8 protein-coding genes are annotated in these 13,518 nt (G+C 41.3%); all 8 read right to left on the bottom strand.

Annotated elements, in window-relative coordinates:
- Positions 1-62 precede the first annotated feature (62 nt).
- On the bottom strand, positions 63-1,373 hold the full coding sequence (locus tag EJN84_RS11390) for a Gfo/Idh/MocA family oxidoreductase (RefSeq protein WP_129595541.1): 1,311 nt from the start codon (positions 1,371-1,373) through the stop codon (positions 63-65).
- 24 nt (positions 1,374-1,397) lie between these two features.
- The gene (locus EJN84_RS11385) at positions 1,398-2,402 is read right to left on the bottom strand and encodes a sugar phosphate isomerase/epimerase family protein (protein ID WP_129595540.1); all 1,005 of its coding nucleotides are present in this window, start codon (positions 2,400-2,402) and stop codon (positions 1,398-1,400) included.
- A 40-nt stretch (positions 2,403-2,442) separates the two neighbouring features.
- A complete protein-coding gene (locus EJN84_RS11380) occupies positions 2,443-3,609 on the bottom strand; it encodes a Gfo/Idh/MocA family protein (protein WP_129595539.1) in 1,167 nt (388 codons plus the stop codon).
- A gap of 144 nt (positions 3,610-3,753) precedes the next feature.
- The gene (locus EJN84_RS11375) at positions 3,754-4,512 is read right to left on the bottom strand and encodes a 3-keto-disaccharide hydrolase (protein WP_129595538.1); all 759 of its coding nucleotides are present in this window, start codon (positions 4,510-4,512) and stop codon (positions 3,754-3,756) included.
- Between the two features lie 23 nt (positions 4,513-4,535).
- Positions 4,536-6,068, bottom strand: a complete 1,533-nt coding sequence (locus EJN84_RS11370) for an Ig-like domain-containing protein (protein WP_165004309.1) — start codon at positions 6,066-6,068, stop codon at positions 4,536-4,538.
- Positions 6,069-6,261: 193 nt separating this feature from the next.
- Complete coding sequence (locus EJN84_RS11365) at positions 6,262-8,175, bottom strand: RagB/SusD family nutrient uptake outer membrane protein (RefSeq protein WP_129595536.1); 1,914 nt, start codon at positions 8,173-8,175, stop codon at positions 6,262-6,264.
- Positions 8,153-11,233: a SusC/RagA family TonB-linked outer membrane protein gene (locus EJN84_RS11360; RefSeq protein ID WP_165004306.1), complete on the bottom strand. Its 3,081-nt coding sequence runs from the start codon at positions 11,231-11,233 to the stop codon at positions 8,153-8,155. Before EJN84_RS11360 ends, EJN84_RS11365 begins: the two co-directional genes overlap by 23 nt.
- Positions 11,234-12,473: 1,240 nt before the next feature.
- On the bottom strand, positions 12,474-13,268 hold the full coding sequence (locus EJN84_RS11355) for a ThuA domain-containing protein (RefSeq protein ID WP_129595534.1): 795 nt from the start codon (positions 13,266-13,268) through the stop codon (positions 12,474-12,476).
- Positions 13,269-13,518: the final 250 nt, after the last annotated feature.

The following is a 13,518-nucleotide window of genomic DNA, read 5'->3' as shown; positions in this document are numbered from 1 at the left end:
TTATGATTCCGAAAAATTATGAGATAAAAATGCAATTATCTCGATGTATTTTTGCAACAGAATTACACTTGAGGCAATTCCCAAGGGGCTCGATAGGAGGGAATTAAGTAGCTGTTAGCTTCTTCATCACGGATAAATTTTGTATTGTTAGCGTCCCAATATAGCCTTCTTCCACACTTCAGTGCTATGTTCCCCAAGTGGCATACTCGAGCGGTATTGGCTGCAATTTCTATATTCGCATTTGGAGTTTTATCGCGATCTTTGATGCATTCGATAAAGTTTTTCATATGATTGTTCAATCCCTGACCATCGCCTTTTCTCAAATCTATGCGCTCCATTTTGGGATCATTTCCGCCTTCGGGTATAACCTCCCATCCGGTGCGATCTACCACCAGAGTCCCATTATTGCCAACAAATCCAACTCCATGAGAACGACCATAATAACCTCCGTCAATACCTGTTCCGTGATCCCACAGCATCGTATAATCGTCAAATTCATAAAGGGCCTGCATTGTATCGGGTGTTTCGGCGGCATCATCCGGATAGGCGAATTTACCGCCCATAGCCATTACCGATTTAGGTGCTTTGGCATTCATCCCAAAGAGACCGTAATCGATAATATGGACTCCCCAGTCGGTCATCAATCCGCCCGCATAGTCCCAAAACCAGCGGAAATTGAAATGGAAGCGATTTTGGTTGAAAGGGCGTTTTTGTGCGGGGCCCAACCAAAAGTCGTAATCAACACCTGCCGGAGGATTGCTGTCGGGAACAACCGGGATAGATTTCATCCATCCCTGATAGGACCACGTTCGGACGGTACGTATTTTACCCAGTTTCTCCGAATGAACAAAGTTAACCGCATCTTGCCAATGTCTATCGCTTCGTTGCCATTGACCGACCTGCACTACACCATTATAACGGTGAGCAACTCGTTCCATAAGGTTGATTTCTTCGACGTAGTTGGCCAAAGGTTTTTCGCAATAGATGTGTTTCCCTTCCTGTAGCGCGTAAACAAAAGGCAGGCAGTGCCAATGATCGGGTGTTCCGATAATGATGACGTCTATTCCCGGTTCTTCCAGTAATTTTCTGAAATCTTTAAAACCTTTGGCTCTGCGCCCTTGAATTTTTTCGACATCTGCAATGCGTTTATTGAGTACATTTTCGTCCACATCACAGAGTGCGGCACATTCGGTATCGGGCTGGTTTAAAAATGCCTCAAGATCGGAAAACCCCATTCCGTTTACGCCGATAACGCCGCAAACCAGTTTTTCATTGGCTCGTCGGTAGGAATTCATCGCGCGGGGCATTGATGAAGCTAAACCCAGTCCCGCTGTAGCTAAAGCTGAATGTTTGATAAAAGATCTTCTGTCCATTTTTTCGGTTTTTAGTAATTGATCTTACTCCTCACGCTTTTTCATGGCTTTGTCGAATGCCACATCGGATGGGTCGAAGTCAACTTTTTTTACGAAACGATAGGATTCAATAGCCCCTGCTTCGCGGTTCATTCCACTGTCTTCCCATTCTACCGATAATGGGCCTTTATAACCAATATCATTAAGTGCACGAATAATATTCTCGAAATTAATTTTTCCATGACCCAGGCTTCGAAAATTCCAATATCGACGGTTATCACCAAAATCGGCATGACCACCGTAAACGCCGATTCCCATCGGGACATCGCTCCAATAGACATCTTTCATGTGAACGTGAAAAATGCGGTCGGAAAATTCGTAAATGAACCGGACATAATCGACGTGCTGATATCCGAGATGGCTGGGGTCATAATTGAAACCGAAAGCCGGGTGATTATCAATGGCTTGCAAGGCAAGATGTGCAGTATGGATATCAAAAGCAATTTCTGTGGGGTGGACTTCAAGCGCAAATCTTACGCCAAGTTTTTGAAATTCGTCGAGGATAGGGATCCAGCGCTCGGCAAATTCTTTATATCCTTTTTCGATCATGCCGTCAGGAATAGCAGGGAAAGAATATAGCATGTGCCAGACAGGGCTGCCGGTAAAACCTACAACCGTATCTATCCCCAGCATTTTGGCTGCTTTGGCAGTTTTGATTATTTCCTGTGCCGCACGTTGTCGAATTCCTTCGGGATTCCCATCGCCCCAGATATAATCGGGTAAAATACCCTTGTGACGTTCGTCGATGATAGCATCGCACACACATTGCCCAACCAGATGGGTGGATATAGTGTATAGTTCGAGTCCATATTTCTTCAGGAGCGCTTTTTTCTTGTCGCAATAAGCCTGGTCGGCTTTGTTAATTTCCATGTGATCACCCCATGTACAGAGTTCGAGTCCCTCGTAGCCGAATGATTTGGCTTTCTCGCACATTTTTTCGATGGGTAGATCAGCCCATTGTCCTGTATATAGTGTTACGGGTCTTGACATATCGATTGAAAATTTAAAAATGTTGTACTATATAATTTCTTTACTGTAAATCAGGAAATTTCACCCATTTGGTTGTATCGTCGTAACCGGCTTTTACCATAGTTTCGATAAATTGCATTCCCCGGACACCATCTTCCACTCCGGGGAAATCCAGCATTTCCGGTGAGGGTTCTTTTCCGTCCATTTTGGACATTAGCGTTAATGCAAAGTTTCGGTAGATATTGGCAAAAGCTTCGATGTAACCTTCGGGATGACCTCCGGGTGTACGGCTATTATGAAGGGCTACAGAACTATTCATGCTGGTGCCTACACGCAGTACCTGCAAGGGTTTGTCTGTCCATTTTACGATAAGCGAGTTTGGATCGTGTTGCAACCACTCAAGGCCTCCCTTTTCGCCGTAAACTCGTATCTTGAGGGCGTTTTCTTCTCCTGCGGCTACTTGACTTGCCATTAAGACTCCTGTAGCCCCGTTATCGAAACGCAAGAGAGCTGCACCGTCGTCATCGAGTTTTCTGTTGGGTACAAAAATAGAAAGTTCGGCGCATATCTCGGTTACTTTCAGGCCGGTAATGTATTCAGCCAAATGATGGGCATGAGTACCTATATCTCCCATGCACCCTGCTTTTCCCGATCGGTTTGGATCGGTACGCCACGCTGCCTGGATATTACCTTGATTTTCAACATCACTTGCAAGCCAACCTTGTGGATATTCTACATATACTTTGCGAATTTTTCCGAGCTCGCCATTTGCTACCATTTGTCTGGCATGTTTTACGGCAGGGTATCCCGAATAGGTATGGGTAAGTGCCAGGATAAGTCCGGTTTCTTCGATTTTATCCTTCAGTTTCAGCGCTTCTTCGAGCGTAAATGTGATGGGTTTGTCGATTACCACATGAAATCCGTTATCCAGTGCCATTATAGCCGGTCCAAAATGCACGGAGTTAGGTGTAACAATCGAAACAAAATCCATTTTTTCACCTTCCGGAAGTTGCGCTTCCTTTTCAAACATTTCCTGATAAGTTTCGTAAATCCGGTTATCCGGGAGATGGTAAAGTTTCCCCGATTCCTTAGAAATGGAGGGGTTTGAACTGAAACAGCCACATACCAGTTCAATGTGATTGTCCATTAAAGCGGCATGACGATGAACGGCACCGATAAATGCTTTGATTCCCCCACCTACCATTCCCATTTTGAGTTTTCTGTTCATGATACAAGGTACATTTAGTGTTGTTGATGATATTTTCGGCTCTAAAATTAGTTATTCTTTTAAAGGAAAACAACTTTCCTCCTAAAAATAAGCTTGAATTTCGATAAATTTTTTGAGAATTTTCTATTTTATTAAAATGAGCTTTTATAATTTTCTGATCCAGATGTTTCTGAAACTTACCGGATTGCCGTGATCCTGCAAAACAATACCGGCTGCACCGTGCTTTTCGACAAAATATTCCGGAATTCCGATATATTGCGTGGGACCGCGCAATTCGACATGATTTTGAATCAAAACGCCATTTTGCAAGATGGTAATAGCAGGGCGGGTAAAATAAGTGCCATCGTTGTTGAAACGGGGTGCAGTGTAGATGATATCGTATGATTGCCATTCACCGGGCGCTTTGCAAACGTTAACCAGCGGCGCGTATTGTTTGTAAATACTTCCTGCCTGACCGTTCCTGTAAGTTCGGTTGTTATAGCTGTCGAGCACCTGAACCTCATAGCGTTCCTGCATGAATATGCCGCTGTTTCCGCGACCTTGGCTTTCGCCTTCAACTTTGGTCGGTGTTCGCCATTCGATATGCAACTGACAATCATCAAAAACTTTTTTTGTCTTGATGATCCCGGCTCCTTTGACAACGGTAACGCATCCGTCGGCTACTTTCCATCCGGGCAGGCCGCCTTCGGCATTTGTCCATTCATTGGAGAGGTCGTTGCCATCGAATAGGATGATGGCATCCGAAGGAGCATCAGCTGCAGTTCGACCGGGAGTAACGACAGGAACTTCCGGTTCCCAGATTTCGGTCATTTCCGGTTTCATTTCCATAGGCTGTTTTGTTTGTGCGGACACACTTAAAGCAATGGCTGACAAGGTGAACGCTAAAATGCTAATTTTTTTCATTTTATATCCCTTTCTTCTTTAAATTAAATTTCAATTATTAAAGGATGATCGGTTACGCTTATTGTTGCCGAACTGACATTGTTTAAGGTCTGAACCGTTGATGTTCCGATGGTTGGATCATAAATATTTATAGAGGAATACGTGGCGTCTAAGTTGATGCTGACATTGTTTGAACCGCCAGAATATTGTTCACCCCATAGTACCAGGTAAAACTTTCCGTTGCTTTTCTGCAACAGCATATCATGCACGGTAACTGGTTGGCGGGGTATGGAATAATTAAGAACGCCGGGTGATGAGATTGAACCAGCATCAGCCAAGATTGTGGTCAGATTGTGAAGATAGTGTGCTGCTTGGCGTGGAGTATAATCGGGTTTGTAGAAACCATATTGCTGATTACCACTCTCGTCGGTACGATCCCTGAGCAAGTATATAGATGTGTAGCTCCAACCTTGTTTGAATTGAGATAAATATAAATTCATAAAAAGTTTGCCTTGTAATTCTTCGTCTACACCATAGGTATCAATGGCAACACCCGTTTCAGTTGTAATTCTGGGGAGCGTCATAAGTTCTGAAACTGAATAACCGGGATATTTATTCAGCCATGTCAATCCGTAGTTTCCGTACAGACCATCTACCTTACATTCCGGACCGGGATCAGAGGCAATCCATGTCTGGTTATCATGGATTCCCTGCCAGCTGGGATGGACGATATAATTATGGCAATTTGCGTAATCTGCATACACGGTACCAGCAGGCATGAAAGTATTTGCTCCTTCCGGAATAGTCAGGAATTGAAGGCCTACATTATCGGTTTGAGCGCCACTTTCAGAGATGTTCCAGACCGGATAATCCTTTAAAGCGGGATCGTTTTTTACCGATCGGTATAAATCACGCTGCAATTTAGCTATTGGCACCCACGATAAATCTCTTCCGCCTGTTTCATCCTGGTAGGTAACCCCCCAGTTATTCGGTTCATTGTTTCCTTCCAGGGCAAGCAATGCCCCTGCCGAAGCCAACTGCTTTGCTCCATCAAGCAGCCTTTGCAAATCATTGCCTCCGCTTCCCAGTCCATAGCTGAAGCAAACGTCGGCCTGATGATGGAGTTCGATAAGGTCAGACACAGGGATGTCGCTTTCGTAGCCTGCTCTAAACCAGCGGATACCCAGATATTTTGCACAGGCTATGGTGCTTTGTAAATTTTCCCCACGTCTGGATATGGCGGAACATGCCCCGATGCTGTTCAAAAAGTCATTAACGGGAATAGCTGCAGTAACCGGAATGATGTTTTCTTCACATGGTTTGACCGTGACTGTGCAACTCGCTTTCTGGCAGTTTTCTCGGGTAGTTGCTGTTGTTTTAGCGTTACCTTGCGAAATATCTGTTACCGGCCCATTCTTATCCATGGTTACTATAGAGATGTTATCCGAGACCAAACTCATGGTTTTGTCGGCAACATCGTTGGAAATTACAATGGCAGCAAGCTGCTGTGAATCATATACGTAAATATTGGCTGTAATTAGAGGCCGGGGAAAACCGAAGATTATTGTTAAAGCCATAAAAAGCATAACGTATATTACCTTTTTGCCTTTGGAATAAGTTTTGCTTACATATAGGGTGGCTTGATTTCGTTTGTGACAATTTTTCATTAGGGAAATACATTGAGCTATGAATAATTTTGGCATTTTTTTTAAAAGAGAGTGACCCATATTGAACGTGGGCCACTCTCTTTGAATCTAAAAATATTGCAAGTTAGTTATAACCCGGATTTTGCTGTAATTGGGGTGCTCTGTTAATTTCGGTTCTTTTAATAGGTAACCAATAATTTGCCTGATTCCATTTCCTGTCGTCGACACTTTTTGTGGTGTCATAAACCCATTTAGTTCTTCCGTTGGAATAATGATATATTTTCATGAGATACACATTTTCGATTACTTCGTCAGCAATCATCCATTTGCGTATCATATACCATCGATCTCCTTCAGCAAAGAATTCGAGTTGTCGCTCTTTTCTGCACCATTCCCTTGCTTGATTTTGATCGTTCGTAACTCTGTCGGGAAGCCCTGCTCGATTGCGCACCATGTTAAGGGCGTCTAAGCCTTCCTGAATTTCTCCGAGTTCTATACAATTTTCCGCAAAGTCTAAAAGGACTTCGGCATATCTCATTTCAATCCATGAATTTTCATTATTATAATGTTGACCTACAACAGTTGGGTCAAGATATTTTTTGAGATAGTAACCGTTTTTCGTACCGTTCCACGATTCAATGAAACTCTGGCGGGTATCGAGACCTGCTGTTGTATCGCCAGCGGCGGTTATATAGTAACCCGTTTGTATACGCCCTTCCGGATCAATTGCTTGGGCATCAGTTGGACGTTCTTGCCATTTTGCTCCATCAAATAGAATTGTAGCGTAGAATCGCGGTTCACGCCCTACATAAGGATTTTTTTCAGGGTCTTCCTCTAATTGGGTTGCAGTAAAATCACGAACGTACATGTTGCCGGGATCATATTTATCCCAAATAAAAGGTGTACCGTCTGCCATTTCAAATTTTCTCACTACAGATTCGTTGGGTCCGTTATTACCCCAGTTATGATAACCATTGGGTCCCCACCATCGATTTTGTGTGGTCGCATTCCCTTGCGATTGTAAATACTGAATACCCCAAATAACTTCATCATTCCATTCTCCTTTTTGAGTAAAAATATTGAAAAAATTATCGGCATATTGCATGATTATTTCTTCCGTCATATTCGCTGGTGGATCAGCAGTGGTTCCGGCAAGTTCATAGTTCCCATATTTCCCATCGATTATATCTTTCGCCGCTTGTTTTGCAGCAATAAGCCTTTCTTTTCTCGTTCCTTCTTGAAATGATACCAGTGGATTATTCGGTTCGTATCCCCCGTTCATTAGGATTCCGGTACTCCAACTTAAGATTCTCGATTTTAATGCTGCTGCTGCTCCTTTAGTTGCACGCCCTTGTTCAATTCCATCTTTTGTGGGTAAAAGTTCTATTGCTTTATCACAGTCGGCAACAATGAATGCAAGTGTTTCATCAATTGATGAGCGTTGTATCGACAAAAAATCCTGATCTAACTCAAAAGGTTCGTCAATAAGAATAAGACCACCATATGAACGCATCAGATTAGCGTAATCGAATGCTCTGATAAAATAAGCTTCTCCTTTCATTCTTGATAGCAATGCTTCGTCGGTTGCAGTTTGTGTAGGCACATTGTCAATATTTGCAAGGAGGACATTCACATTTTGGATATTTTTGTATAATGACCAAGAAATCCAATTGAATTGCCAATCCCCAAAGTGCCCTAAATAATCAGGACTCAAGGTGCCTTTTACAAAGGTAAAAGATGCGGGGCGGTGAATGCATAATACTTCATCTGTGGCAGCTGCAAGTATATCTTCACGAAGGCCCAGTACTAAGTTATCGTCTACCCCAATATAATCGTAACATCTGCCTAAATAGGCTTTCGTTAGATTAATGTCTTCAAAAATAGATTCTTCATTGAAAGAATCGACCGATTTTTGATCGAGTACATCCTGACATGATATGGTGAGGAATAAAAGTGCCCCGATTATTACTGAATATTTTTTTAAATTTTCCATATTTCTATCGTCATTTAATAAATTAAAACGTAATTTTTGCGCCAATTGCAAAAGTTTTAGTAGTAGGATAGGTCATAGGTGCTCCCACTTCGGGATCAAAGTTTCGTTGGGCCGAGTAAATTAATAGGGGATTGTTTGCCGAAAAGTAAACATTTGCATTTTTCAGCCCGATTTTTTGTACAAAGGAAGTAGGAATATCATATGCGATAACTACATTTTTCAATCGGAAATAAGCCATGTTATCCCACCAGTAGGTACTGTTATTTACACTGAATGCCCAGTACTGATCATTACGGTTGTATGCTCTGGCAACATTTGTCTTTGTGTTTTCCGGAGTCCATCGGTTATCAAAATGCCATTGGAAATAGTTCCCTGCTTCACCTCGACGGTCATCTTGCGTACTTATGCGATAATAAGTACCTTGTCCCTGGAAAAGTAGTGACAATGTCCAATTTTTATACATAGCATCAAGCGATAAACCGTAGAATATCTCTGGAGCATCGGTTCTATCGAGAAGAATTCGGTCATCACTGGTTATTTTTTTGTCCCCGCTGACATCTTCGAAAATAACATCACCCGCTTTAGCCCCATCCCAATGAGGATAGGAATTCACTGCCTCTTCGTCGGGGAAAATACCTATAGCCTTATAGAGCAATGTTGCGCCATATGAGTGACCTGTTTGCCGTTGCCAGGGAACTGACCGTTCCGGTTCATCCATAAACACTACCTCGTTGTGGTTATAGGAAAAATTGCCCGAAATATCAAAGCGGAAATCGCTGCTTATTGTTTTATGATATCCGGCTACAATTTCCACACCTCGATTATCAACTTCAGCAATATTTTCATCAGGCAGTGTTAGTCCGGTAAACTCCGGAACGGATGCATTTCTTTTTGCAAGTATATCGGAACGTTTGTTGTAGAATAAGTCTGCATCGAGAGAAAACAAGTTATTGAGAAGTTGCGACTCGAATCCGATATTGTACGTGGTTTGTTTTTCCCACGTAATGTTGGGATTAGCCACCCCTTCACGTCGAACGACACTCTCTACCGTTTTTGAGGTACCAAGCGTTAATCCACTTGTTTTTGTATATTTGTTTAGATATTGAAAAGGATTTCCCGGATCCATTCCTATTTTGCCATAAGATGTTCTCAATTTAAAATAATTAATAAACCCGAGATTTTCTTTCCAAAAATCTTCTTCCGACGCTCGCCAACCAAGGAGTAAACCAGGGAAATTACCCCATCGACTGTCTGGGGGAAATTTAAGTGAACCATCTCTTCGGAAAATAGCTTCTAACAAATATTTATCTTGATAATCGTAATTGAAACGCGCAATCCAGGATTCACGGGCATATATCCATGTGCCTCCCCAGTTATTTTTATCGGTATCCCCACCAGCATCTATAGTCTGAACTACGTCTGAGATATAATGCTTGCGAAATGCACCGAAATTATTTCCATTTTCGTCAATTTGCTCAAATGCTCCGAACAGATTGATGGTATGATCCCCAAAATCACGTGAATAGTTAAAATTTAAATTGAGAAGTTCTCTGCTGCTACGATTATATTCTTCATTGAGTTCGGGTGCCTCAAATCCTCTTTCGGTCGGAACGAGCTCCATACTTGTGATAAATCCTTCCGAATCCCGGACTGCAGTTTCCCATTTGGGAAAGTAAAGTATCCATGGTTTGCAAAATCTTTTTCTGTGCCAATTTGTAACATCGTAATTATAAGACACGCCGATTGATAGTCCTTCAATCATCGGAGGAGTAAGGGTTCCGCTAAATGATAATTGATTAATGTAAGATTTTTGATCATCGTACCCTCCTTCTAAAGTTGAGGTTACTACAGGATTATCACCATATTCAATGTCCGGACCCGGTTCACCGGTAGGCCAGAATGACCATTGGGTAGGCAATAATCGGGTCGCTTGGCCATAAATATCCCCTGCGCTTTTTACGGGATAGAGTTCATTGTTAAGAAAACCACCATATTGAACGGTTGTTTTTAACCACTCCGTTATGGGAATATCAAGATTGGCGCGTAGATTATATTGGGTATATTTAGTCGATTCTTGTTTATAAATTGCATCTTCACTTTTATAGCCAAACGAAACAAAATAGTTGATCCCTTTGTCAGTTCCACCATCGACAGTAATATTATGTTTAGTTATGCCGTTCCACTTGGCTATCAAGTCTCCCATCCAGTCGGAGTTGGGATGTTCCCAAGGGTCTCTACCGCTATAAAATAATTCGATATCATTGTCGGAAAATGTTCGTGGTTTTCCTTCATAGTCTTGATATTCGCTTAGCATTGTGGCATAATCTCCCGCATTGGTTACCTTTGGAAGAAGAGAAGGTGAGGCATACCCTTGATAGAATTGATAACTTAAGCGCGGTTTGCCCGTTTGTCCTCTTTTTGTCGTTACCAATATTACACCGTTAGCTGCAGTGGCGCCATAAATAGCTGCAGAAGCGTCTTTCAATACCGAAATGCTTTCAATATCTACAGGATCAATATCGCTTAACGAACGTCCGGGTACACCATCTATAACCACCATAGGACCGGTATTATCCCCTAACGTAGTCCGACCACGAACTAAAATTCTTGCTGCAGTTTGTCCCGGTTCTCCTGAGGGTTGAATGATAACAGCGCCCGCCAAACGTCCTGCGAGAGTATTTGTTATATCGGCAGCGGGAATTGCTTCAATTTTTTCTCCTCCTACAGAAGTTATAGAACCTACTACATTCACTCTCTTTTGGGTAGCATATCCTACTGCGATCACTTCTTCAAGACCGATGGCCTCGGTTTCCATAGTTACATTAATAATTGTGCGGTTCCCAACGTTTATTTCCTGAGTTTTCATTCCGACAAAAGAAAACACTAAAGTGGTATTTTCGGGAATGTTTGTGAGAGTGTATTCTCCTTCAGCGTTAGCTACTGTTCCTTGGGTGGTACCTTTTATTATGACGGTTGCACCAGGTAGTGGTTCTCCGTTTTGGTCGGTTACTTTGCCGGAAATAGTGCGCTGTTGTTGGTTGATGTTTTTTTCTTCAACAATTTCCCAAGCTTTCTGAATAGGTTGATTTTCTGTGTTCATCATTGGACTTGAGGTTGTTGCATGAGTTACTAACGCAAAGGAATAAGAAATGCTGAACATTAGAAAAAACAATCCTATCCTCATCCTTTTTTTACAGGATTTTAATTCCCTGATTTTTGGTAAAACAGGAATAATTTTACAATAATTGTTTTCCATAACTCTTTTGTTTTAAGTAAGATTAATAATTGAGTTTAAACTAAATTTGCTTTAAAAATTTAAATTAAGGTGTAGTGAAGAACTTTTCTATAAAATGCCTCAATATGCGTATCTCTCTTTTGATGTTTTGTCTTAAGTTCAATTTAGAAGTACAATTTTCCTCGGTAAGTTTTTATTTCTTTCGCAGTTAATGTTTTATTCATGTTTTCAATGATTTAATTAATTTCACAAAAAAGTTCTCAATGACAATTATTACACCTTTTGAAGTTGAAGAAGTTCCTTGACTTATATATCCATAGGCAAAAAGTATTTAAAGATGTGTGTTATACATGTGTACTATACAGATTCATTTTTCTTATTTTCTTGGAATAATACCACAAACCCGATCAGGATGGCAACAGCCATAACAAAGGGTACAGTCCAGACAGAAACCAACAACTGTCTCGTCCTGAAAAAAGTTGACAGTTTTTGTTAGTGTTATAGACACTTTTTAACTTTCGCTGTTGTCCGGTAAACCGGCAGTTTATTTTTGTAGTTGCGATTTAAGAAGATTTCAGCTCCGTTTTTCGTGAGTTTTTAAAAGCAAACCACTTCTTCCCGTTGAGGCGAATATCGGTCGGTCATTCCTTTCCGGCGACCCTTTAGCTCTTCAAAGGGAAAGTTCCGCCTCAGCTGCTTTAAACCAGATCGATCTGCTCATCTTTCCGGAACCCTGAATCAGCGTCATCCGCGATGAAGATAAAATCTTGGGAAGATTTATCTTTTTTGGCAAAAGATGATTATGTTTTTCAGCCTCCGCTTAACGGATGAAACAGTGCCGGTTATCTTCCTAACGCATGACGGTATGGACTTTGACGCCAACCTTCTTCCTTCGAGATGTTCCTAAACAACGCTATCGAAGTCAAATCTGTGATGTAAATCCGCTTCGCTTCATATCCTGTCTGTTTAAGCTGCTGTCCGCTCAAATTTGTACCTTTGCGCGTGTTGATTATTTTTTGTTTTGCAACCGTAAAAATAAACCCTTAGGGAGAATTTCCGAGTGGAATTCACTTTCTTTTTTTAGCGAATATTTTTACCGGAAATTTTTTTAATCAGCATACACCGGATTGATCCATGGCTCCGGCTCTTCATATAAACTCACCGCCGCCCATCTGATACCTCGTTTCATTATTTCCAATGCTTCTGGGACATCAAAATCTTTAGCTACGTGACCAAGTGAAGAATAAAATACCCGACCATTACCATACATTTTCTTCCAAACAACAGGTATAACACATCCGTCTATCCATGAGGCATGATCACCATTAAAAGTTGTTGTTGCCAAAACTTTTACGCTCGGATCCACATGCATGTAATATTGTTCCGAATTCATGTGAAAATCCTTTAATCCGCTTGTAATTTCATCTCTATGATCAACAATATGTACATCATATGGAATAACACCGCCCGGATGAGCAACCCATTGACCACCTACCATAAACTGATATTCGACATTGTTTCTGAATGCATCACCAAGCCCTCCGTGCCAGCCTGCCAGTCCAACGCCACGCCTTACAGCTTTCAATAAACCTCGTTCCTGCTCATTGGTGATTTCACCCATGGTCCATGTTTGAACAATCAGATCGGTCTTACTCATTAAAGTTGAATCAGTATAACAATCCAAATTGTCGCATACGACGACCTCGGCTCCTTCCGACCGCATCCATGGTACAAAAATATCCCTGGTTAAAACCGGATCATGTCCTTCCCAGCCGCCATAAACAAACAATATATTCTTCCCTTTTAAAGGGTTTGACGTTTTTTGTGCCAAGATTGAAGAAGAGATAAAAAGTCCAACGATTATCAGGGAAAAGTCAACTATTAATCTTTTGTGTATGTTCATAACTTATTATAACATGTTTTTTTGAAAAAGTTACCATTAAATCGTTTACAAACCCAATAAGAGAATGTAAACGATTTTATGATGCTTTTAAGAATTCGTATATTTAATGATTTATACATATACCAATAGTTCGGTAAATATTCAATTAACTAATTAATATTCAATGTTTTATGTAACAAAGTTTAACATAGAAAATAAGGTTAAGTAGCTGATTATCAGTATCTTTATAGTAATTCCAAACACTGTAAAG

Origin of the sequence: Seramator thermalis (genome assembly GCF_004138125.1) — a bacterium.
GTDB classification, from domain to species: Bacteria; Bacteroidota; Bacteroidia; order Bacteroidales; family Dysgonomonadaceae; genus Seramator; species Seramator thermalis.
Note: the sequence above shows the minus strand (reverse complement) of the source record. Positions and strands in the feature narration are given on the sequence as shown.

Bases quoted from the DNA above. Each gene is read 5' to 3' on its own strand.
- EJN84_RS11370 (WP_165004309.1), bottom strand. From the start codon at position 6,068: ATGGCTTTAACAATAATCTTCGGTTTTCCCCGGCCTCTAATTACAGCC.
- EJN84_RS11385 (WP_129595540.1), bottom strand. From the start codon at position 2,402: ATGTCAAGACCCGTAACACTATATACAGGACAATGGGCTGATCTACCC.
- EJN84_RS11390 (WP_129595541.1), bottom strand. From the start codon at position 1,373: ATGGACAGAAGATCTTTTATCAAACATTCAGCTTTAGCTACAGCGGGA.
- EJN84_RS11355 (WP_129595534.1), bottom strand. From the start codon at position 13,268: ATGAACATACACAAAAGATTAATAGTTGACTTTTCCCTGATAATCGTT.
- EJN84_RS11360 (WP_165004306.1), bottom strand. From the start codon at position 11,233: ATGATGAACACAGAAAATCAACCTATTCAGAAAGCTTGGGAAATTGTT.
- EJN84_RS11380 (WP_129595539.1), bottom strand. From the start codon at position 3,609: ATGAACAGAAAACTCAAAATGGGAATGGTAGGTGGGGGAATCAAAGCA.
- EJN84_RS11375 (WP_129595538.1), bottom strand. From the start codon at position 4,512: ATGAAAAAAATTAGCATTTTAGCGTTCACCTTGTCAGCCATTGCTTTA.